At 50.6% G+C, this 22,883-nt stretch carries 17 protein-coding genes and 1 pseudogene; 17 read left to right on the forward strand and 1 reads right to left on the reverse strand.

Going from position 1 to position 22,883, the window contains the following annotated elements; all coding sequences use genetic code 11:
* Positions 1 to 99: 99 nt before the first annotated feature.
* The 3 genes from ACR9FF_RS06835 (at position 100) to ACR9FF_RS06845 (ending at position 4,608) form a co-directional block, all read left to right on the forward strand.
* Positions 100 to 1,737 (forward strand): ABC transporter substrate-binding protein, encoded by a 1,638-nt coding sequence (locus ACR9FF_RS06835; protein WP_435169889.1) that lies wholly within the window; start codon positions 100 to 102, stop codon positions 1,735 to 1,737.
* Between the two features lie 107 nt (positions 1,738 to 1,844).
* Positions 1,845 to 3,902: an alpha-galactosidase gene (locus ACR9FF_RS06840; protein WP_435169891.1), complete on the forward strand. Its 2,058-nt coding sequence runs from the start codon at positions 1,845 to 1,847 to the stop codon at positions 3,900 to 3,902.
* A gap of 292 nt (positions 3,903 to 4,194) precedes the next feature.
* Positions 4,195 to 4,608: a hypothetical protein gene (locus tag ACR9FF_RS06845; protein WP_435169893.1), complete on the forward strand. Its 414-nt coding sequence runs from the start codon at positions 4,195 to 4,197 to the stop codon at positions 4,606 to 4,608.
* Here the strand turns inward: ACR9FF_RS06845 and ACR9FF_RS06850 are convergent.
* Positions 4,605 to 5,072 (reverse strand): GNAT family N-acetyltransferase, encoded by a 468-nt coding sequence (locus tag ACR9FF_RS06850; protein WP_435169895.1) that lies wholly within the window; start codon positions 5,070 to 5,072, stop codon positions 4,605 to 4,607. The two genes, ACR9FF_RS06845 and ACR9FF_RS06850, sit on opposite strands and share 4 nt — an antisense overlap.
* A gap of 518 nt (positions 5,073 to 5,590) precedes the next feature.
* Here ACR9FF_RS06850 and ilvB point away from each other — a divergent pair.
* The 14 genes and pseudogenes from ilvB (at position 5,591) to ACR9FF_RS06920 (ending at position 22,793) form a co-directional block, all read left to right on the forward strand.
* Complete coding sequence (ilvB, locus tag ACR9FF_RS06855) at positions 5,591 to 7,336, forward strand: biosynthetic-type acetolactate synthase large subunit (protein ID WP_127490820.1); 1,746 nt, start codon at positions 5,591 to 5,593, stop codon at positions 7,334 to 7,336.
* Positions 7,333 to 7,818: an acetolactate synthase small subunit gene (gene ilvN, locus ACR9FF_RS06860; RefSeq protein ID WP_015842926.1), complete on the forward strand. Its 486-nt coding sequence runs from the start codon at positions 7,333 to 7,335 to the stop codon at positions 7,816 to 7,818. Before ilvB ends, ilvN begins: the two co-directional genes overlap by 4 nt.
* Before the next feature lie 128 nt (positions 7,819 to 7,946).
* Positions 7,947 to 8,939: a ketol-acid reductoisomerase gene (gene ilvC, locus ACR9FF_RS06865; RefSeq protein ID WP_015842927.1), complete on the forward strand. Its 993-nt coding sequence runs from the start codon at positions 7,947 to 7,949 to the stop codon at positions 8,937 to 8,939.
* A gap of 123 nt (positions 8,940 to 9,062) precedes the next feature.
* Positions 9,063 to 10,607 carry a 2-isopropylmalate synthase gene (locus ACR9FF_RS06870; RefSeq protein WP_116393954.1) on the forward strand — a complete coding sequence of 515 codons (1,545 nt, stop codon included), beginning with the start codon at positions 9,063 to 9,065 and terminating at the stop codon, positions 10,605 to 10,607.
* Between the two features lie 86 nt (positions 10,608 to 10,693).
* Positions 10,694 to 11,091 (forward strand): annotated as a pseudogene (locus ACR9FF_RS06875) (secondary thiamine-phosphate synthase enzyme YjbQ).
* 137 nt (positions 11,092 to 11,228) lie between these two features.
* Positions 11,229 to 12,308, forward strand: coding sequence for a 3-isopropylmalate dehydrogenase (gene leuB / locus ACR9FF_RS06880; RefSeq protein ID WP_116393952.1), 1,080 nt, complete (start codon positions 11,229 to 11,231; stop codon positions 12,306 to 12,308).
* Between the two features lie 149 nt (positions 12,309 to 12,457).
* Positions 12,458 to 13,006 carry a peroxiredoxin gene (locus tag ACR9FF_RS06885; protein ID WP_116393951.1) on the forward strand — a complete coding sequence of 183 codons (549 nt, stop codon included), beginning with the start codon at positions 12,458 to 12,460 and terminating at the stop codon, positions 13,004 to 13,006.
* Positions 13,007 to 13,295: 289 nt separating this feature from the next.
* Positions 13,296 to 13,712 (forward strand): hypothetical protein, encoded by a 417-nt coding sequence (locus ACR9FF_RS06890; RefSeq protein ID WP_116393950.1) that lies wholly within the window; start codon positions 13,296 to 13,298, stop codon positions 13,710 to 13,712.
* Between the two features lie 177 nt (positions 13,713 to 13,889).
* Positions 13,890 to 14,681, forward strand: coding sequence for an RNA polymerase sigma factor SigI (sigI, locus tag ACR9FF_RS06895; protein WP_201006345.1), 792 nt, complete (start codon positions 13,890 to 13,892; stop codon positions 14,679 to 14,681).
* Positions 14,678 to 15,982 (forward strand): anti-sigma factor domain-containing protein, encoded by a 1,305-nt coding sequence (locus tag ACR9FF_RS06900; protein ID WP_435169901.1) that lies wholly within the window; start codon positions 14,678 to 14,680, stop codon positions 15,980 to 15,982. Before sigI ends, ACR9FF_RS06900 begins: the two co-directional genes overlap by 4 nt.
* A gap of 173 nt (positions 15,983 to 16,155) precedes the next feature.
* Positions 16,156 to 17,535, forward strand: coding sequence for an ATP-binding protein (locus tag ACR9FF_RS06905; protein ID WP_201006357.1), 1,380 nt, complete (start codon positions 16,156 to 16,158; stop codon positions 17,533 to 17,535).
* A gap of 75 nt (positions 17,536 to 17,610) precedes the next feature.
* Entirely contained in the window at positions 17,611 to 19,128 is a 1,518-nt protein-coding gene (locus tag ACR9FF_RS06910; RefSeq protein WP_435169904.1) for a leucyl aminopeptidase, read from the forward strand.
* Between the two features lie 347 nt (positions 19,129 to 19,475).
* A complete protein-coding gene (locus tag ACR9FF_RS06915) occupies positions 19,476 to 21,044 on the forward strand; it encodes a response regulator transcription factor (RefSeq protein ID WP_435169906.1) in 1,569 nt (522 codons plus the stop codon).
* Between the two features lie 15 nt (positions 21,045 to 21,059).
* Complete coding sequence (locus ACR9FF_RS06920) at positions 21,060 to 22,793, forward strand: sensor histidine kinase (protein WP_435169908.1); 1,734 nt, start codon at positions 21,060 to 21,062, stop codon at positions 22,791 to 22,793.
* The last annotated feature ends 90 nt before the right edge of the window (positions 22,794 to 22,883 follow it).

Consider the following 22,883-nt stretch of genomic DNA (forward strand, 5'->3'; position numbering starts at 1 on the left):
GGCCAGATTAAGGATGAGGGGGTGCGTTCCGGCCGGGGATGCCCTGGCAGCTTGCCAATGCTATTATAAGTCCAAGATCAATCATAGGGGGATTACAGTATGAACTCGAAAAAATGGATGCTGTCTTTGCTTACGGCCGTTATGTCGGTTTCCTTGATTTCCGCTTGTTCTTCGAATTCATCGGATAAACCAAGCAGCAACTCGAACACGGGATCGGCGAATACCGGCACCAATGACAGCGCGACAAAGGATCCAAGCACGGACCCAATTACGATTACCTTCTTTGATAAAAATACAGGCGACAAGTTTGATAACGCCATTGCCAAAGAGATTACAAAGCGTACCGGCGTAACGATCGAAATTCAACAGCCGACGGGCAACCCGACGGAAAAGCTGAACCTGATGCTGGCGAGCGACGATTTGCCCGACATGATCATGTTCGACCGCTCCAGCGACCTGGTAGCGAAATATACGGAAGCGGGCTCGATTATCCCGCTCGACGATCTTATCGAGAAATACGGTCCGGATGTCAAAGAAATGTACGGCGACGTTCTGAACAAGACGCGTTACAAAGACGGCAAGAACTACTACCTGTCCAACTGGTACGGTCTTGAGCATGAGCCGGTATTCGGCTTCAACATGCGCAAAGACATCGTGAAGGAGCTTGCCCCGGATAAAGCGGATGGTGGCGTGCCGTTTACGCAAAGCGAATTCAAGCAGCTTCTGACCGACTTCAAAGCGAAATATCCGCAAATGGACGGCAAGGATACCATCGCTCTGACGATGGACGGCGAGAATTGGGGCGGAACGCTGGGCACGTTCAAAGGGATGTTTGGCCTGATGCCTTATTACGAGCATGACGGCAAGCTGCAATACGACGTGAAGGATCCGAAGTACAAGGATATGATTCTGTACATGAATGATCTGTACCGTTCCGGCTTGATGGATAAGGAATGGGCAATCAACAAACGCCAGGTGTGGGAGCAAAAGATCGCTACGGGCACCATTTTCTCCTCGACAGGCGCTTATTGGGATCTTGGCAACTCCAACACCATCCTCAAAAAGGATAAGGGCGATGAATCGCAGCTGTTCGCGTACAAAGTGGTTGCAGACGGCGTAGATCCTGCGAAAACGACTTACGGAGGCCGCAGCTCGCTTGGCTGGGATGCGATTGCGATCACGAAGAAGAATAAAAATCCGGAACGCACGATGCAGTTCATTAACTTCCTCGCAAGCGAAGAAGGCCAATACCTGCTCATGTGGGGGATTGAAGGCACGCACTGGGATATGAAGGACGGCAAGCATGTGCCGCGTCCGGAAACCCTGCAAGCATTCAAAGACGACTGGGCTGCTTATACGAAAGAAACGGGTATCCGCAAATGGACTTGGTTCATCAAGAACGGTCCTGGCAAAGACGGTACGCCTTATGACCTTCCAGGCCGTTATGAGCGTTCGCCGATCGACCAAATGGCAATCAAAAACCTGTCGGACAGCGTATTCGATACCGCGATTTATGACGGCATAAGCCCGCAAGGCGGCACGCCGGAAGCTCTGTCCGAGCAAAAAATCAGCGATATTACGAAGCAGGCGATCACGAAAGCGATTATGGCGCCTACGGCAGACGAAGCAAGCTCGATTTTTGACAAAATGCTGTCGGATATGAAAGCTGCTGGCGACGAAAAAGTGGAAGCCGTCTACACATCGAATTACGATGCCCGCAAACAACTTTGGAACTAATTAGGATGATCTATTTAAATAAGCAGTAGAAGGAGAAGGCCAGCCGTGCTGGCCTTTTTCCTTCCATCATCAGGCTATGAAATCTATGGACGACTGGGAGCGAAGAAATGATGACGACGGAGATGGGGCAATTCAAGCTGGAGCAGGCTGCGGGAACGTTTGCGGCGGATAACGGGCTGCTGAAGGTAACGGCAAATACGGAAGACGGCACGCTTGCGCTTGCCTGGAAGAGCGGGCATACGATGACGGGTTTTTACGCGGAAGCGCGCGTTGGCAGCGCCGTTGTCCGTTCTTCCTGGTACGGTGGGCATGCGGTTCAGGAAAGCTTGGTTCAAGAGGTTGAGGACGGCTTTGGCAAAGGGATTCGCTTCAGCTTTGAGCATACGGAGCCGGGCAAGCCTTCGCTGAAGCAGCACATCCGCTTGTATCAAGGTCTGCCTTACGCCTTGATTGAGCTTGAGGCGGCAGACTTGCAGGAATGGGAAACCAATGAGTTGACGCCTCTAGCCTCGTACTTGAATGACAACGGCGTGCTTGATTTCGGCGACGGCTCGAAGGAAGAAATCCGCTCGCTGTTTATTCCGTTTGATAATGACAAATGGGTACGTTTTGGTTCCCACGCCAATCCGTCCAGCGTCCGCAGCTATGAAGTAACGGCAGTCTACCGCGCGGAATCGCGCCGCGGCTTCGTGATCGGTTCGGTTACCCATGATACATGGAAAACGGCTATTGACGTGGAAGGCACCTTCACCGAAGCCATTGGCCGCCTGCGGGTAATTTCCGGCGTATCGGATCTGCAGACTCGCGACACGGTTCCGCACGGTTCGCTCCGCGGCACCTCCATTGTATCGCCGACGATTCTTGTAGGTGCTTACGACGATTACCGCGAAGGCATGGAGGCTTACGGCAAAGCCAATGCGGTCATTCAGCCTGCTCTTTCCTGGAACGGCGGCGTTCCGATGGGCTGGAACAGCTGGTCGGCCGTTATGACGAAGCTGGACTACGACGTGTATACGCATACTTCCGACTTCTTTGCGAAAGAGCTGCAGCGAAACGGGTTCGCCGATCAGGAGGGCAGCCTGTACGTCAACTTCGACGCCTTCTCCGACAATTTGAAGGAAGGCGAGCTTGAGGATGCGGTACGCCGCGTGAAGGCGAACGGACAAAAGCCGGGAACGTACTACACACCGTTTGCGTTCTGGGGCAGCAACCCGGATACGCCGGTGGAAGGCACGAACGGTACGGTTCTGTACCGGGAAATTTTGCTGAAGGACGAGTCCGGCAATCCGCTGCCGAAGCTGGACGGGGCCTTCCCGATCGATCCTTCGCATCCTGAAGCGATTGCGCGCATTATGCGCAAGCTTGATCAGGTTACGGCTGCCGGCTTCGAGTATTTGAAAATGGACTTCCTGGCGCATGGCACAATGGAAGGCGTCCATCACGATCCTTCCATTCGCACGGGCATCCAGGCGTATAATTACGGCATGGCGGCTATCGCCGAAGCGTTAAGTCCGGAGAAGCTTGGCCGTCCTTTCCTGATCAATTTGTCGATCGCTCCGCTGTTCCCGCACGGTTACGCGCATAGCAGACGCGTATCCTGCGATGCCTTCGGCATGATCGGAGACACGGAATATATGCTTAACGCGCTGACGTACGGCTGGTGGATCAGCGACAATCTGTACCGCTTTAACGATCCGGACCATATCGTTCTGTTCAAGAGCGACAATCAGCGGGCGACGACGGAGCATGAAGGGCGCAGCCGCCTGAATTCCGGCGTTATCTCAGGTACTTCGCTGCTCCTTGGCGACGATTACCGGATGGAGGAAGCGGCGGAACGCGCTAAAGCCTGGATGACCAACCGGGAAGTCATGGCGCTGGCAAGACGCGGCGAGTCCTTCCGTCCGGCCGAAGGCCGAAGCGGCATGGGCGGCGAGGATCTGTATTCCCTCGCCGGCGATGATGGTACATGGGTGGCCGTCTTCAACTTCGACGGGGAGAACGGGAAGTCGAAAGCAATCGATTTATCCCGCGTCGGCATCGACGGCGCCAAGGGCTTGACGGTCCGCGATTTGTGGAGCGGGGAATCGTACAGCCTAAAGCCGGGCACCTCCGAGCATACGGTTGAGCTGGAGCCGGCCGAGTCGAAGCTGCTGTTCTATATTTAATAGAAGAGGCGGTGCAGGGGATATCCTGCACCGCTTTATTTTGTTGCTGCCCGCTGTCTGATGAAGCTTGTCTCCTCTCTATCGCAACCTTCCTTCCCGGAAAATAGAACACCCCAATCACGGCACGTGCACGAGTGCCGTAATCGGAGTGTTCTTCATCCCTGGATGATATCTATTCCCGAATTATAGATGAAATAGATTTGTGCTTGAATCCGCTAAAGCAAGGACAAATAAACAGGCAGAAGCGATGCTGCCTGAATAATCTGTAGAATAACGGAAGGGAGGGATACTCATGAGCAAAGTGAGCAAAGTTTCTAAAGCACAAGTAAAGAAGCTGGTCGGCAAACCCATTTATGCGGTTAGCAAAGACGGATCTGTCGTTACGGGCAAGCTTGTGGAACTGCGGCACAACAAGCTCGTATTAGCACCTCTGAAAAAAGAAAAGGGGAAAGTCGTTCGGACGAAAGCGATTTTGCCGCTTGTATTGTTTGATCTGCTGGCGATCGGTACGCTTGGATTCTGGGGCGGCGGCGGCGGTTGCGGATGCGGCAACGCTGGCTGCGGTGGATGCGGTGGCGGTGGCTACGGCGGCGGATACGGTGGCGGCTATGGCGGTGGCTATGGCGGCGGATACGGCGGTGGCTACGGCGGCGGTTATGGCAGCGGCTACGGCGGCGGCCCGTACGGTGGCGGCGGATTCTTTTAATAGTAAGGATAAGATGAGGAAGCAAGCGGCTTAATCATCTCATAGCAGCGGAGCTCCGGATGATACTGGATGGCCTGATAGCCAAGGCGGGTGTACAGATTTTTGGCCCTGGCATTAATGTCGTCCACGAAAAGTCTGGATGCTCTGCAGTTTTGGGTTAAGCCGTAGGCTTCGGCGGCCAGCAGCAGCTTACGGCCCCATTGCCGGTTACGGTGATCCGGATGGACAACAAGCATATCCAAATACAGAATTTCCCCCGTGATTTCGAAGCGGATAAAGCCGTAAGGCTTACTTGTTTTTCCTTCTGAGGCTACATAGGTGACACCCCGGCGGAAGCGTACGGGAAGATCCCGTATCGTCTGGGCATCCAGATGATGCGCCGTATGCGACATCGGAATAAGCTCAGCTTGTATGAGACGGAATATTTCTTTATCGTCTGTTTTGGGATTACGTGCTCGTATCATCAGCGATCCCTTCCTGACCGAATGAAATTGCCGAAAATGGGCTATGTTATTGTATGATCGGCTGGCGAAATATGCCTCACACAATTTTTCAAATTGTTAGGCACATTAGCTTGACGAACAGATGTGCAAGGCATATAATAAAGAAAATCTTATCCAAGCATATGTTATCGGCAATGATGAGGACGAAGTGTTAAGGGCTCTTTTGCTCAGAGAGCGGATGGATCAGCTGCAACCATCGCCAAAACCCCTTTTCTACGAGCTCACCTCGGAGCTGTTTTCCTGAAAAGCAACACTGTCAATGTTGGCTATTAGGGGAAATCGCAAGACACGCGTTATTGTGTCAAAGGTATGGGCGTTTTGTGCGCACACGTTCATTACCTATGGAGGTTGTACATCGCAAGATGTATAACGAATTTGGGTGGTACCACGGAAGATATAACCTTTCGTCCCTCAGGCTTCGCTATATGAAGCTGGAGGAACGAAAGGTTTTTTTGTTGTTTTCGAGAGGAGGATGACTAATGGTCACGCAAAGTGCAACGCTGAAGTCAAAAGAAGAAGTTATGGAACGGATGAGAAAGCCTGAAGTAATTTCCGGTTCTGAAATATTACTCCGCAGTTTGGTGCTGGAAGGCGTCGATTGCGTGTTTGGTTATCCGGGCGGCGCCGTATTGTACATTTACGATGCGATGCACGGGTTCTCCGATTTCAACCACGTTCTCACAAGACATGAACAAGGCGCGATTCACGCAGCGGACGGTTATGCGCGCGCAAGCGGCAATGTCGGCGTATGTATCGCAACATCCGGTCCGGGCGCAACCAACCTCGTAACGGGGATTGCGACAGCCTATATGGACTCTGTACCGCTCGTTGTCATTACGGGTAATGTTATTTCGTCCCTGATCGGCACGGACGCATTCCAAGAAGCGGACATTACGGGCATTACAATGCCAATCACGAAGCACAGCTACATGGTCCGCGACGTTGAGGATCTTCCGCGCATCATCCATGAAGCCTTCCATATCGCGAACACTGGCCGTAAAGGTCCGGTACTGATCGATATTCCGAAGGATGTATCGGCGGCAAAAACGTTGTTCAAACCGGTAACGGAAGTGAACATCCGCGGTTACAACCCAACGATCTCGCCTAACAAGCTGCAAGTCGACAAATTGATCAAAGCGATCGAAGCGTCCGAGCGTCCGCTCATCCTTGCCGGCGGCGGCGTAGTGTACTCCGGAGCGCATGAAGAGCTGCTGGAGTTCGTAACGAAAACCGATATTCCGATCACGACAACTTTGCTTGGTCTCGGGGGCTTCCCAAGCGGCAATGATCTGTGGCTCGGCATGCCGGGTATGCATGGTACGTACACGGCGAACAAATCGATTCAAGCTGCGGATCTCCTCATTAATATCGGGGCTCGCTTCGATGACCGCGTAACGGGCAAGCTCGCGGGCTTCGCGCCACTCGCGAAAATCGTTCACATCGATATCGATCCGGCGGAGATCGGCAAGAACGTTCCGACCGATATTCCAATCGTAGGCGACGTAAAAACGGTTCTGCAGCAGGTTAACCAGCTTGCGAAACGGGCGGACAAGGCAGATGCTTGGCGCCAGCAGATTCAAGAATCGAAAGCGCAATATCCGTTCAGCTACAAGGATTCGGATGTTGAACTGAAGCCGCAATGGGTTGTCGAGCTGATCCACGAAACAACGGGCGGCGACGCTATCGTAACAACGGACGTAGGCCAGCATCAGATGTGGGCTGCGCAATACTATAAATTCAACAAACCACGCTCTTGGGTAACCTCCGGCGGTCTAGGCACAATGGGCTTCGGCTTCCCGTCCGCGATTGGCGCCCAAATGGCGAATCCGGATCGTACCGTTGTATCGATCAACGGTGACGGCGGCATGCAAATGTGCGCGCAAGAGCTTGCGATTTGTGCCATCAACAACATTCCGGTTAAGGTTGTTATCCTGAACAACCAGGTACTGGGCATGGTTCGTCAATGGCAGGAGCTGATCCACGAGAACCGTTTCAGCCATATCGATCTGGCAGGCAGCCCTGACTTCGTTAAGCTGGCAGAAGCTTACGGCGTGAAAGGCTTCCGCGCTTCGAACAAGGAAGAGGCGAAAGCTGTATGGGAAGAGGCGCTTCGTCATCCGGGCCCTGCAGTTGTCGAGTTTGTTGTTCGCAGAGACGAGAATGTATACCCGATGGTAGCGCAGGGTAGCACGATCGATCAGATGATCATGGGGGATGCAGAATGAAAAAGCACACGATCGCAGTCATTGTCAACGATCAGCCCGGCGTTCTGCAGCGCGTATCCGGCTTGTTCGGACGCCGCGGCTTCAATATTGAGAGCATTACCGTAGGCGCAAGCGAAGAGCAGGGCTTGTCCCGTATGGTTATCGTCACAACAGGCGATGACCATACGCTCGAGCAAATCACAAAACAGCTGTACAAGCTGATTGATGTCATCAAAGTTATCGATTTGAGCTCCAATCCGATGGTTTCCCGCGAACTTGCGCTTATCAAAGTAAGCGCGGAGCCTTCGGCCCGTCCCGAAATTCTGGGCGTAGTAGACACTTTCCGCGCGGCGGTAGTGGATATCGGCACTCATTCGCTTATCGTACAAGTTATTGGCGATACCGAAAAAATCGATGCCATGGTAGAGCTGCTGAAGCCTTATGGCATCCGCGAGCTTTCCCGTACTGGCGTAACAGCGCTTAACCGCGGTAACGTGCGTTAATAGCAGGTTTTACAAAAAAATTAGCAATGTCCCGTTTTGAACGGGGGTTTAAGGGGAGAATTTATAGGGTCCATTCTCTGCTTAAACACCCGTTCAAAAGGGTTAAATTAAAGGAGGCAATCATTAAAATGGCAGTTACATTGTATTATGAAAAAGACGCGGATCAAGGCGTACTTCAAGGTAAGACAATCGCAGTTATCGGTTACGGCAGCCAAGGCCACGCGCAAGCGCAAAACCTTCGCGACAGCGGCCTGAAAGTCGTTATCGGCCTTCGTCCGGGTAAATCCGCAGACGTTGCAGCAAAAGACGGTTTCGAAGTATTGACTGTAGCTGAAGCGACTAAAGTTGCTGACGTTGTTCAAATTTTGCTCCCTGACGAAACCCAAGCGAAAGTATACGCGGAAGAAATCGAACCAAACCTGAAAAAAGGCGCGGCTCTGATGTTCTCCCACGGCTTCAACATTCACTACGGCCAAATCGTGCCAAGCAAAGATACAGACGTATTCCTGGTAGCTCCTAAATCCCCTGGTCATATGGTTCGCCGTACATACCAAGAGGGCTTCGGCGTTCCTGGTCTGATCGCAATCCACCAAGATGCTTCCGGCAACGCGAAAGCAATTGGTCTTGCTTACGCAAAAGGTATCGGCTGTACCCGTGCAGGCGTTATCGAAACTTCCTTCAAAGAAGAAACAGAAACAGACTTGTTCGGTGAGCAAGCCGTATTGTGCGGCGGCGCTTCCGCACTCGTTAAAGCAGGCTTCGAAACTCTGGTTGAAGCTGGCTACGCTCCGGAAATGGCTTACTTCGAGTGCTTGCACGAGCTGAAGCTGATCGTTGACCTGATGTATGAAGGCGGTCTGGCTACAATGCGCGACTCGATCTCCAACACGGCTGAATACGGCGACTATGTAACTGGTCCTCGTATCGTTACCGAAGAAACGAAAAAAGAAATGAAACGCGTTCTGGAAGACATCCAATCCGGCCGCTTCGCACGCGATTTCATCCTTGAAAACCAATCGAACCGTGCTATGCTGACAGCTACTCGCCGCAACGAGGCTGCTCATCCAATCGAGCAAACTGGTAAACAGCTGCGCGAACTGATGCACTGGATCAAGAAGTAATAAAATCATAACCCGCAGATAAATTATCCCGGTTCGCCGGAGTGCGCGTAGGTTAGGGTCAACCTGCCTGTCACGCGCTCTGTGCGGCCGGGATGATTCTGTTCCCGGAGGTGTAAGGCACAAATGCGAAAAATTTATATTTTTGACACGACGCTTCGCGATGGAGAGCAATCTCCCGGTGTTAACCTGAACACGAAGGAAAAGGTTGAGATCGCGCTTCAGCTTGAGAAGCTTGGCGTTGACCGGATTGAAGCAGGCTTCCCTGCGGCTTCCCCTGGAGACCTCGCGGCGGTAAACGCGGTTGCGAGCGCAGTTAAGAATGCTACGATTATTGGCTTGTCACGCTCCCGCGAACAGGATATCGACGCGGTACGTGAAGCGCTGAAAGGCGCGCAGGATCCATCCATTCACGTTTTCCTTGCAACAAGCCCAATCCACCGCAAGCATAAGCTTCGGATGGAGAAGGAGCAGGTGCTGGAAACGGCTGAACGTGCGATCACTTACGCGAAGAAGTATTTCAGCAAAATCGAATTCTCGCTTGAGGATGCAGGACGTACCGAATTGGATTTCGTGTGCCAAATGACGGATATGGCGATTCGCGCGGGAGCTTCCGTCGTGAATCTTCCGGATACGGTTGGTTATTTGAATCCGCTTGAATACGGCAATATCTTCAAGACGGTGAAGGAAAATGTGCCAAACATCGAAAAAATCCAGCTCAGCGCTCACTGTCATGACGATCTCGGCATGGCAACGGCTAACGCTCTTGCGGCTATCCTGAACGGCGCCGACCAGATCGAAGGTACGATCAACGGTATCGGCGAACGTGCGGGTAACACGGCGCTTGAGGAAGTGGCTCTGGCGCTCGAGACGCGTTTCGATTATTTTGGCGCAAAAACGGGTCTGAACCTGCAGGAAATCGCGAGAACAAGCCGCCTTGTCAGCAAGCTGACCGGTATGGTCATCCCTGGCAACAAAGCGATTGTTGGCGCTAACGCGTTTGCTCACGAGTCCGGCATTCACCAGGACGGCATGCTGAAGGAGAAAACGACTTACGAGATTATTTCCCCGGAAACGATCGGTCTTCGCGATTCGAAGCTTGTTCTTGGCAAGCATTCCGGACGCCATGCGTTCCGTGAGAAGCTGATCGACCTCGGCTACGAGCTGGACGAAGAAGCAGTTAACGTTGCTTTCGCGAAGTTCAAGGATTTGGCTGACCGCAAGAAGCATGTTACGGATGAAGATATTCGTGCTTTCTTGGAAGAGAAGCTGGTCGATACGCCGGAGGTTTATACGCTTGAAGCGATTCAAGTCAGCTACGGCAACCAATCGACGCCTAGCGCTTCGGTTCGCATCCGTACAGCGGAGAGCGAGACTCGCGAAGAAGTGGCTATCGGCAACGGCTCCGTAGACGCGATCTACAACGCGATTGATAAAGTAACGGCTGAAGCGGTTGAGCTTGAGGATTACTCCATCAAGTCCGTATCGCAAGGCAAGGATGCGCAAGGCGAGGTGCATGTGGTGCTGAAGCAGGACGATATTTCTGCCCAAGGCCGCGGTCTCAGCACGGACATCCTTGAAGCAAGCGCACGCGCTTATATCGACGCTCTTAACCGTCTTATCGAGAAGCGCAAGTCCCCGGGACGCCGCGACAAGATGAGCTTGATCTAAGAAGCCATAGTACCGACAAAAGCCAAACCGAAAAGGTCTATTCAGACTTTCTCCGTTTGGCTTTTGCGATGAAAGGAGCGGAATAAATGATTACCGAGACGCTGCAAACATCAAGAAGAGACGAAATGATCGACATTACGCGCAAGGTGGCCTCTATTGTTGCCCGCGAAGGTATCCAGAATGGACTTGCTATTGTGTATTGTCCGCATACGACGGCCGGGATTACGATTCAGGAGAATGCCGATCCGGATGTGAAGCATGATATCCTGATGAGGCTGAACGAGGTATATCCCTGGGAGCACCCGAAATACCGCCATGCGGAAGGGAATACGGCCTCCCATCTGAAGGCGCTGACGACCGGGACAAGCCAGACGGTTATCATTAACGGCGGCAAGCTGGTGCTTGGCACGTGGCAGGGCATTTATTTCTGCGAGTTTGCGGGCCTCGAACCCGCCATTTTCATCTCAAGCTTATTGAAGGTTAAAGCAGGTTAACTGCCTTTATAAGCAGCACCTATAAAGATGATAGATTTTATATCTTGGATTTTCATGCTAGAAATGTGGTACAAATGATAACAGTATGAGAATAGCTTAATAGAGCGAATACGAGGAGTGTTTAATTATGTCAGAAGTAAAAAAAATCGCTGTCATCGCCGGCGACGGTATCGGCCCAGAGGTAGTTGGCGAGGCGCTTAAAGTTATGAAAAAAACCGAGGAGCTGTTCGGTTACCAATTCGAATTCGAGCATGGTCTGTTCGGCGGTATCGCAATCGACGAGAAAGGCACGCCGCTGCCGCAAGAAACGCTTGATATTTGCAAAAAGGCTGACGCTGTATTGCTCGGCGCTGTTGGCGGTCCGAAATGGGACAACAACCCGAAAGAGCTTCGTCCGGAAACAGGTCTGCTCGGCATCCGTAAGGCACTGGGCTTGTTCTCGAACATCCGTCCAGCTAACGTATTCGACTGTCTGAAAGAAGCATCGACGCTGAAGCCTGAAGTTCTCGAAGGCACTGACCTGATCGTAGTCCGCGAGCTGACTGGCGGCATCTACTTCGGCGAGAAATTCCGCCGCGAAGGCGCAAACGGCGAAGAAGCCGTGGATACTTGCGTATACAACGTGCAAGAAGTTGAGCGTATCGTTCGCCAAGCCTTCGACATCGCTATGACGCGCAGCAAGCGTCTGGCTTCCGTAGACAAAGCAAACGTTCTCGAAACTTCCCGCCTGTGGCGCGAAGTGGTTAACCGGATTGCTCCCGAATATCCGGAAGTTGAACTCGAGCATGTTCTCGTAGACAACTGCGCGATGCAATTGCTCCGCCGTCCGTCCAGCTTCGACGTTATCGTAACGGAAAACATGTTCGGCGACATCTTGAGCGACGAAGCTGCTATGCTGACAGGTTCGATCGGCATGCTCTCCTCCGCTTCCCTTGGCGAAGGCAGCTTTGGCCTGTACGAGCCGGTACACGGCTCCGCTCCTGACATTGCCGGTCAAGGCATCTCGAACCCGATTGCTACGATTCTTTCCGTTGCGCTTATGTTCCGCCTGACATTTGGCTACCATGAAGCGGCTCAAGTTATTGAAGACGCGGTTAAAAACGTTCTTGACGCCGGTCACCGTACGGGCGACATTGCCGTGGACAAGAGCTCCGCAATCGGTACAACAGCAATGGGCGATCTGATCGTTGCTGCAATGAAAAAATAAGCAACTGCTTATTTATAATTATTATAAATAAATATTAATTCCAATATTGACTTTATTCTAGGCTAGTGTTACTATTCTATAAGTAAGTCACGGCTTAATAGTGACATTAACTATAAAAATTGTTGGATAGGTTAAGGAGGAATTGTATTATGGCAGAGCGTTTGGTTGGCCGTCCGGCTCCAGATTTCAAAATGGATACGGCAACAGGTGACGGTAAAGATTTCGGAACAGCATCCCTTGCTGATTACAAAGGTAAATGGCTGGTATTGTTCTTCTACCCACTCGACTTCACATTTGTATGCCCAACTGAAATTACAGCTTTGAGCCTTGCTTTCGAGCAATTCAAAGCTCTGAATACAGAAGTTCTTGGCGTTTCCGTTGACAGCAAGCACAGCCACCGTGCATGGATCAACACTCCAGTTAACGACAATGGCCTTGGCGAGTTGAACTTCCCGCTGGCTGCCGATATCACTAAGAGCGTTGCTCGTGACTACGGCGTCCTGATCGAAGAAGAAGGCGTTGCATTGCGCGGCCTGTACATCATCGATCCTGAAGGCGAAGTAAAATACCAAGTCGTTAACCATAACGACGTAGGCCGCAGCGTTGACGAAACGCTCCGCGTATTGCAAGCTCTGCAATCCGGCGGTCTGTGCCCAATGAACTGGAAACCAGGTCAACAACATCTGGTTGCGAAATAAGTTCTTCTAAGCTGGAAAAAGCCCGTACCACATTGTGGTACGGGCTTTTTTTGTTTTTTGGCCGCCCGGAGGTAAATCCTGGTTTGCATGTAGAAAGAAGCCGGATTATGCTTGTAAAGCAGGAATTTCGGCAGGAAGAAGCGAATAAGTTTGAGAAGTAAGCATGCGCTGGTTAAGTTAATCCCTACGAAATAAGAATTGTCGCCGAAACCGCGAAAATTCTTAGCTGATCCTTACGAAGCAGAATTGTCGCCGAAACCGCGAAATTCTTTTAGGAGGTTGTCGCCCGATGAGCTTTTGTTGTGGAGCGAGTATGATCGGAACGAAAGGCACATTGAAGCATATGCGAACTCACATTCATAATGTACCGATTCTTTTCTGTCCTGTATGCCATCGCGTAGAGATACATTATTTGATTGAGAATGAATATGAAATATTGGCTGAGTATGCCCATGGGGACGGAGCAGCCGAGGTTGACTTCCAGGATTACGTGGAGCAGGAAGGCAAAGCGCTTTATGAGAATTGCGTTAATCACGAGAATGAGGATCCCATGGAGGTTGTATTGAGTCAAATCGACATTTCGCTTGATCTGCTCACCTTTGCGAAGCAGATTGGCGACGAGGCATGGGAAAACGAGCTTAAGACTCGTCTTGGGATGTTAAGCGGAAGACGAAATAAACTACGGCAGCGACGAACTTCTGTTTAACTTTTTTGCACGACCAAAGTTAAGCCTCCGAGTCGGGGGCTTTTTTTTCTAAGCATAATGACGGCTTTACCATAGATTTCTCATATTTATTCTCATATTTCTAACATTTGCTAAGACAGAACCCCCTGAAAACAAAAGCATGGTATCGAAACTTATATAGAGAGGAGGATACTCTTCATGTTTAAACGGTTTTTGCGGAAATCAGCCGCTGAAGCTGCTAATGACGAAAGATTAGCTCCCGAACAGATTATTAAACGAATTCATGACGGCGATGACCAATTGAGGGAAAAGTTTATTTCCGATTACAAGCCGTATGTAGCGAAGGTGACGAGCGGATTCTGCAAGCGGTTCGTCGACCCCACGCGCGATGATGAGTTTAGCGTAGCCTTAACGGCATTTAATGAAGCGATCACGCAGTTTTCCCCGGAGTCGGGCAGGTCTTTCCTTAGCTTTGCAGAGACGGTCATGCGCCGCAGGCTTATTGACTATGTGCGCAAAGAGCAGCGTCATCTCAAGACGGTGCCGTATACGGCCTTTGATCAGCAGGATGAAGAGGAACAGACTTACAACCCGATTGATACCAAAATGGCTATGCATGCTTATCAGCTGAAGCAAGACGGTGATGACCGGCGGCTTGAAATAGAGGAATATTCGAAGGAACTGCAGCAGTTCCAGATTTCTTTCATGGAACTTGCCGACAGCTCGCCGAAGCATGCCGATTCCCGCCTGCTTCTGCAGGGTATCGCGCAGACGCTTGCGAGTCAGCGGGAGCTGTTTGCCCAGCTGTATGTAACGGGCAAGCTTCCGGTCAAAGAGCTGACGGAGCTATGCGGCGTATCTAGGAAAACGGTAGAACGCAACCGAAAATATATTATTGCCATTTCGCTTATTTTAAACGGTACATATCCGTATTTATCCGATTACTTAAACATTTCAGTACCAATGCCAGGGAAGGAGGCGGGATTATGAAACGAGGGATTGTTCTCTCCATAGAAAACAAGAAGGCAGTCGTCATGACGGCGGATGGCCAATTCATTTCAATCCCGCGTCAAGCCCATATGAGAGTCGGGGAGGAAGCAGCGATTCCGGCGGAGACGGGCGCCATGCCAAGACGTAACCCTAAGGGAGTATACTGGTATTCCGGGGCAGCGGCAGCCATCCTGCTCTTTTTTATCCCCTTCTTCTATTTGACTACGGCAGAAGCTCATCCCGTCGTTGCATATGTGAGCCTTGACATAAATCCAAGCATTGAGCTGGGCGTGGACAAACAGCAGCGCGTGCAGGAGCTTAGCGGACTTAATCGTGACGGACAAGCGATCGTAAGCAAAATCAGCTATAAGGGCAAGTCTATCGAAGAGGTTGCCGCCTCCATTATGAGTACGGTTGCGGCAGAGCATTATTTGGATAAACCGGATAAGGATATCGTTATTACAAGCTACATGCTGGAGGATAAAAAACCCGGAAAAGAGCTGGAAAAGACGGTGACCGACGCTGTCGATCAGAAGGTTCAAGAGACGATTAAGCAGATCGACGCGGCTAAGGAGCCTAACGTAACGGTGCTCTCCGTTCCTACGGAAGTACGCGAGGAAGCATCCCAGAATGGCATTTCTTCGGGTAAGATGGCCGTTTATCTCATAGCCAAGGATGAAGGCTACAATATTGAGCTTGAGCAAATCAAGGCACAATCCCTTGCCGAAGCGACAAAGGCAGCGGGCGGCGTGAAGAAAATCGTGGAAAAGGGCGCCAGCAAAGAGAAGCTGAAAGAGCTTGCCGTCAAGGAAAAGCAAAACAAATCGCAAGCAACGGCTACACCGGCTGCGGATAAATCCCAATCCTCGCAAGGCGTGGGCGCAACCATCAATAAGACGGCGCCTATTAAGCCAACCGAGGCTCCGCTGAAGCATCCGACGAGACCGTCTCATGCCGAAAAACCGTCCTGGTCCAAAGAAAACAACTCGAATAAACCTTCCCGTCCCGCGAAGCCGGTATCTCCAAACAAGCCATCTGGCCCGGATAAGGAGAAATGGCAGAACGGGAATTGGTCTAACCATGGAAACAATTCGGGTAAAGATGGCGATGACGACAAAAATGACGATAAAAAAAACAATAATGCGGTGAACGGCTCGAGTAAGCTGGAGAAGTGGACTTGGCAAAACGATGATAACGAGAATAACGATAATGACGATGACCAGGGAAATGACCGAAAGAATAACCACAATGACAATAAGAAAGACAAGGACCGGGAGGACCACAACGATCGGGATAAATAAAAACTCGAATCATAGGACGTTGGGCACGGGAAAAAAGTCGGTTTTTCGCTGGAAAACAGGCCCATTTTTCGACAAAGTCTCCGATTGACAGCTATTGGCAATAAATCCTATGATAATAGAGATATGTAAGGTTGTTAAATGTTGTAAATCGTTGTGGCCGGGGAGGGTTGATGATGCATTCCATTAGAAAGCGCTATTTCCCGGCGCTTGCCGAATATATTCGTGGCGGCGAGGAGCAGTCCCTCTACAAAGCATCAGAACTCGGTAAAGACATTAAGGGGTTCAACCCTGAGGAGATTATTGCTGTTCACGAGGAAAGTATCCAATATTTGGCCGCCAATGTGGAATCCGAAGAAGCGTTAAAGCTTTATAATCAATCGTTCATGTTTCTTATAGAAGTGATGGTTGCCCACAGAATGAATGAAGTACCGGCCGAGACGGTCGAACAGAAGTTTTCGGATATGCGCGAGAGGCTTTTTCTTTCCAACCGCTCCTTCGAGATGGTTAAACATAAGTATGAGAATGTCCTCCAGCATATGGACAGCGGCATTGCGTTATTTGACAGCGACGGGATTTTGTCATTTATCAACGTCCGGATGGCTAAGCTTCTGGATATTCCACGTAAAACATTAGTCGGCTGCAATTTGCGGGAGATTCTGCTGCATCCGCTGCTGAAGCGTTCTACCAAACGCGTTATCCTTCGCTTACATAAGGAAATGATTCTGAAGCGGAATGTGTACTACGAGTTCCAGGACAAGGACGGCAAGCATTTGCTTGTGTCCTTTACTTACGGTGATCAGATGAACGGCGACTTTTTGATCAGCGTAAAGGATGTTTCCGAGTATAAGCAAATCGAGCAGACTGCCCTGCAAAATGACAAGCTGGCGATGCTGGGCCGGATTGCGGCTGCGATTGCTCATGAGATCCGTAACCCGCTCACGTCCATTCGCGGGTTTATTCAATTGTTGCGGCCCTATCTCATGCAGCTTGGGAAGGAAGAATACGCCCGGATTATTCTTACGGAGATCGACCGGGCGAATGATATTATTTTCGAATTCCTGAATTCATCCAAGCCTTCCGCGCCAATGAAGAAGTCGGTATCGATCAACCGGCTTGTGCAGGAAGTGATTCTGCTTACGGAAAGCGAAGCGTTGATGCGCAACTGCGACATCCAATTGGAAACCTATGAGAATGAAGATGATTTGATGGTCTCCATCGATGTGAAGCAGATCAAGCAGGTCATTCTGAATATCGTCAAGAATTCTATTGATGCCATTGAATCATTGCAGGAAGCACGCAGAGGCCGGATTGATCTTGTGGTGAGATCCGATGGTCAATTTGCGGAGATTACGTTGAAAGACAACGGCAAAGGCATGGACAAAGCGACGCTTGCCCGCTTGTTCGATCCCTTCTTTACGACGAAGGAAGCGGGAACCGGTCTTGGCTTGTCCGTCAGCTACCGGATAATCCGGAATCATGGAGGCTCCATCCGGGTGGACAGTACCGAGGGCAGCGGTACTTCGTTTGTTATCTATTTGCCATTAGCTGAATAAACGATTAGAATCGGGGATAGATCGCTTATTAGGATGCGGTCCCCGATTTTGTCATTGAGAGAGAGGAATTATTTAATGCGTACACATTTTACATATGAACCGGCGGCAACGGCAGGTTCTGCGGATGCGATCGTGAGACTGATTAGCAGTGCCGAGCTTAAGGCCGGCAGCATGGCGGAGTGGGTGCAGCCGCAAATCGACGAGGCGGTTCGCGGACTGTATGCCAAAGGATTATTTAAGGCGGAGCCGGAACAAACCGAGACGTTGTCGACGCTTGGGCTTCATTCGGCTTCCCATGTTATTTTTGCGGGCTATGACGATAAGACCGGCGTACACGGCCTTCGTCTTGCGGCTGCAGCAGCCGCGAATGCCCTAAAGAAAATCAAAGCGCAAACCGCGCAAATCCGCCTGCCTGAGGCGATTATGACGTCTGCAGACTACACTGTGCAGCAAGCCGCGCAGGCTTTGGTTGAAGGGCTGACGCTTGCGGTGCACGACCGCCTTCCGGAACTGCGTCAAGCCAAGCAGCGGTATGCGCTTTCCCATGTATCCTTTGTTCCCGCTGCGGGTGCGGCGGTACCGGCGGATATGGCGGAAACGTGGAATGAGGGCATGATGGTCGGCCAGCTGTACGCGGAAGGCGTGAAGGTTGCGCGCGATTTGACTAATCTTCCGGGTAATCAGCTGGTTCCGGAATCGCTTGCCGCTCATGCGGAAGAGCTTGCCCGCGAATGGGATCTGGATATCGAAGTGCTGGATGAGTGGGCAGCGATCGAGCAGGGAATGGGCGGTTTGCTGGCGGTAGGCCAGGGCAGCGTCCATGCGCCAAGAATGATTGTTATTCATTATAAAGGCGCTCCCGACAAGGAAGAAGCATGGGGATTAATCGGCAAGGGAATCACCTTTGATACCGGCGGCATTTCGCTCAAGAAAGGGCCGGGCATGGAGGAAATGATCTCCGATATGGGCGGCGCGGCAGCGGTGCTTGGCGCCATGCGCGTTATTGGCGAGCTTAAGCCGGACGTAAACGTTATTGCGGTTATACCGACAGCGGAAAATATGCCGTCTGCCCAAGCCTTTAAACCGGGCGATGTCATTAAAATGATGAATGGCTTAACGGTTGAAATCGTCAATACCGATGCGGAAGGACGTCTTGTTCTTGGAGACGGCCTGACAACGGCGATCCGCAGAGGCGCAACGCAGCTGGTTGACGTAGCAACGTTAACCGGAGCGGTGATGGTCGCGTTAGGCACGGAAGCGACAGGCGCCATTACCAATAACGAACCGCTGATGCAGCAGGTATTCGAAGCTGCAGGGCGCAGCGGCGAACGTATCTGGCAGCTTCCGGCTTATCCGGAGTATAAGAGACAGCTGCGAAGCGATGCAGCCGATCTGAAGAACAGCGGCGGACGGTATGCCGGCGCAACGACAGGCGGTTTGTTTATCGGGGCTTTCGCGGAGGATCTTCCTTGGGTTCATCTGGACATTGCCGGTACGGCATTCCTCGATAAGAGCCGCGGGCTGGAGCCAAAAGGAGCAACCGGCGTAATGGTTCGCACGCTGGTCGAACTCGTAACGAAGAACGAGGGTTAAAGGCATTCTCATTAAACAGCTAGTTATGAACGGCTGAAATTCAGCCTTCATAGCTGGCTGTTTTCTTTTTAAACCAATTCGATTCTCTTTAATTCGCAAAGAAAGTTCTATAGTTTCTTGGTATTGGACACCGTACAACCGCTTTATAATTTTCTTTATAAGCTTGACGGGACGTAATAAACCATAATTTGAAATCGCTTACAGAAAAAAAGTTAACTGTTCAAAAGTCCTAATAATAGGAGAAAAACAGGTAATCAGAGCAGGATGTTTTATCATTGGATTGCTTTTATAATTATTAATGTCATTAAGTATCGGTTTAAAGATTCAGCTGTCAGGGGGCCTTGCCTATGTACAAAGTGTTATTGGTGGATGATGAGATTTTTGTGCGCAAAGGATTAAAAAATTTAATAGACTGGGAATCGCTTGGCTATGAGATCTGCGACGAAGCGGGTAACGGACAGGAAGCTTTAGAGAAAATACAGCTGATTAAGCCCGATCTTGTTATCGCGGATATCCGGATGCCGGTGCTGGACGGACTGGGGCTGATTCAAAAGGTTACCGAGGAAGGCGCATATAGCCCAACCTTTATTATCGTCAGCGGGTATCACGATTTCCAATATGCGCAGCGCGCTCTCCGTTACGGAGTTCATGACTATATATTAAAGCCTATCGATGAGGATGAACTGGAGACAACGTTGAAGGCGCTTTCCGGAACGTTGGGATTAAAAAAGCTGGCCACGATCGCAAGCGACAGCCTGGTCACGGACTCTATTGTGGAAACGCTGGTTCAAGGCCAGTTCTCGGAGGCCGATAACGCGGCTTTATGCGCGGCGCTGCAAATGCCGGAGTTCTCAAGCTTCGATTATGTGCTGGTTGAGCTTCATGCCAGCGCGCAATCCAATGGGACCGAATGGCAGGCCAAGGAGCTGGCCGCCGTCGCGCAATCGGTGAGCGCTACTCCAAGCAGCAAAATTCCGGTCTATGAGCAGGCGAACGGTTTATTTGGTCTGCTTATTGACCAGAGGTCGTTTTTATCGCCGGAAACACGTCTTGATTCCGCATATAACAGCTTGCATGCAGCCGTTACGAAGACTTCGGGCAGGCCGGCTACCTTGTATATCGGCAAGACCGTGGAAAGGCTGCAAGAAATGTACGCTTCCTACCGTTCGGCGAATGAAGCCATGTCCTATAAATACGCCGAGCAAGGCAGCTCCGTTATTTACGCGAATCAGGTACAGGGGACCCCGCTGTATTATTTCGACGTTGATTCGGAGCTGTACGGCAGACTGCTCGAGAGACTGGAGGAGAATAACGCGGAGTTGTATGAGCAGGATATCGAGCTGTTATTCCGCCAATTCGTCGAGAAGCGGTTTGCTCCCAATGCGGTTGCCAATACGATTACCCGGTTTGTGATCGGGATTATTAATATTATTCGGAAGATGGAAGGAGACGAGAAGGGACTTAGCAAGTTCCCGCTCATTATGGACTGGCAGGGCAGCCATAGCCGTCTGAAGGACTTGAAGGGACTCTTCACGGATTTTCTCCGCGAGGCTGCCGCTTATTTGGCCGAGCTTCGGAACGAGCAGTCCAAGGGCGGGATTGAACGCATCAAGAAATACATCGAGGCGAACTATACCGAGAATATTAGCCTTAAGAGCATTGCGGGCAAATTTTATATGAACTCCGTTTATTTGGGTCAGCTGTTCCGCAAAACCTATGGGACCTATTTCAATGATTTTCTCCTGCAGATCCGGATCGGAGAAGCCAAAAAGCTGCTCCGCCAGACCGATTTCCGAATGTACGAGATTGCGGAGAAAGTGGGCTTTCAGAATGCCGATTATTTTGTGACCCAATTTGAGAAGCTGGAGAAAGTGACCCCGACCGACTACCGCAACAAGCTGCTGGGCAAAAAATAAACGGGTGGAGATTTGATGGGCAGATTTCATTGGAATCATCTTAAATTGCGGGACAAGCTTTTGTTGATGTACGTCTTTTGCGTATTTATCCCGATCGTATTGACCAATATCGTGTTCTATAACGTGACTACCAACAATATTAAAAACCAAAAATCGCATGACGCCGACATCGCCCTGGAGAAGCTTCAGGGCGAGCTTCGTGCCGTCATCGATGAAGCCGCGGGTATTTCCTACCTCTATTATATCGATCCGATGCTGTATCAGCTGCTGGACAAAAAGTACGATTCTCAAATCGAATACGTTGAAGCTTTTAACAATATCCGAAGCGTCTTCAACAAATCCGAGCAGGCTTACAAAACAACCAGCGCTACCGTTATTTATACCGATAATCCAACCGTGTTGTCCTCCGGACCTATTATGCCCCTTAGCGAAACGGAGAAGGAAGCCGACTGGTACCGGGATTTTATGAAGACGAATGTTTCTTATCCGTTGTTTATACAGGATGGAGACACGTTTAGCCTTGTTCAAAGACTGAACTATGTTAAAGGCAACGGCTATAACAATCTGATCAAGATTGATCTGAATATGGCAACGGTCAAGCAGTTGTTTGCGTTATCCGGCTTTGAGGGCAGCATTTACTTCTTGAACCCGGAAGGTGACGTCCTCTATTCCAACGATTCCAGCGTAGACTGGCACTCGAAGGCTCAGAAGAGCGAAGCGCTTCCGATGCCGAAAAACTCTCTCTCCTTTGACAAGGTGTATACGAACAACAATTATTTGAACGACTGGTCCCTGCATGGCGTCATTAACGAAGGGAGGTTTCTGCATGACGTGCGGAAATCCGGTTCCTTTGTCATCTATTTGGCGCTTATTAACTTTGTGCTGCCTTCTTTGATTATCGCGGCCCTCTCCAGATCCATAAACAAACGTCTCGTCAAGATTGTAAAGCATATGAAAAAGGTGAAAAATCAGCATTTCGAGACGATCCCGCTTGACGATGCGCGCGATGAGATCGGCCAATTGACCGGCGAATTCAACCGGATGACCGAGCGGATCGACAACCTCATTACCGATGTCTACCAGGCCGATATTCAGAAGAAGGATCTGGAGATCCGCCAGCGGCAGGCACAGCTTCATGCCCTTCACAGCCAGATCAATCCGCACTTCCTGTTTAATTCGCTCGAGACGATTCGGATGCGAAGCCTGATGAAGGGGGAGACCGAGACTGCGAAGACCATTCACTATATGGCAAAGATTTTTCGGAAGTCGATTTCCTGGAAACGCAGCTGGGTGTCGATCCGGGAAGAGATTGAGCTGACGGAATGCTTCCTTGAAATTCAAAAATACAGGTTTGGAGATAAACTGCAATACCAGATTACCGTCGAAGATACCGTTTACGACCAGATGATTCCGAAGATGACCTTCCTGCCGTTTGTCGAGAACGCCAGCATACACGGCATTGAAAGCTCGCCGGGAATCGGCCTTATTCAGATTCATATCGGAATTGCCGGAAACAAGCTGATATTCAGGCTGTCCGATAACGGGATTGGCATGTCCGAAGCCAAGCTGTCGGAGCTGCTTAGTTACCTGCGACTGGATGATTCCATCGGTGACAATGTCGGCATGAAAAACGTCTATACCCGGCTGAAGCTCTGCTATAAAGACTCCTTTGAATTCGACATTGTCAGCGAAGAAGCTCATGGAACAACCGTTGAGCTGCGTCTTCCTCTTGACATGAATGGGCAATAAACGACAAAAAAGGTTGAACTATGCTTTTCAAAGTACGAACTAAAGTTTGAGGGGTAATCAAGCTTTCGGATTCGTTTTATGATGAAAGTG

Origin of the sequence: Paenibacillus glycanilyticus (genome assembly GCF_051200795.1) — a bacterium.
Lineage (GTDB): Bacteria > Bacillota > Bacilli > Paenibacillales > Paenibacillaceae > Pristimantibacillus > Pristimantibacillus glycanilyticus.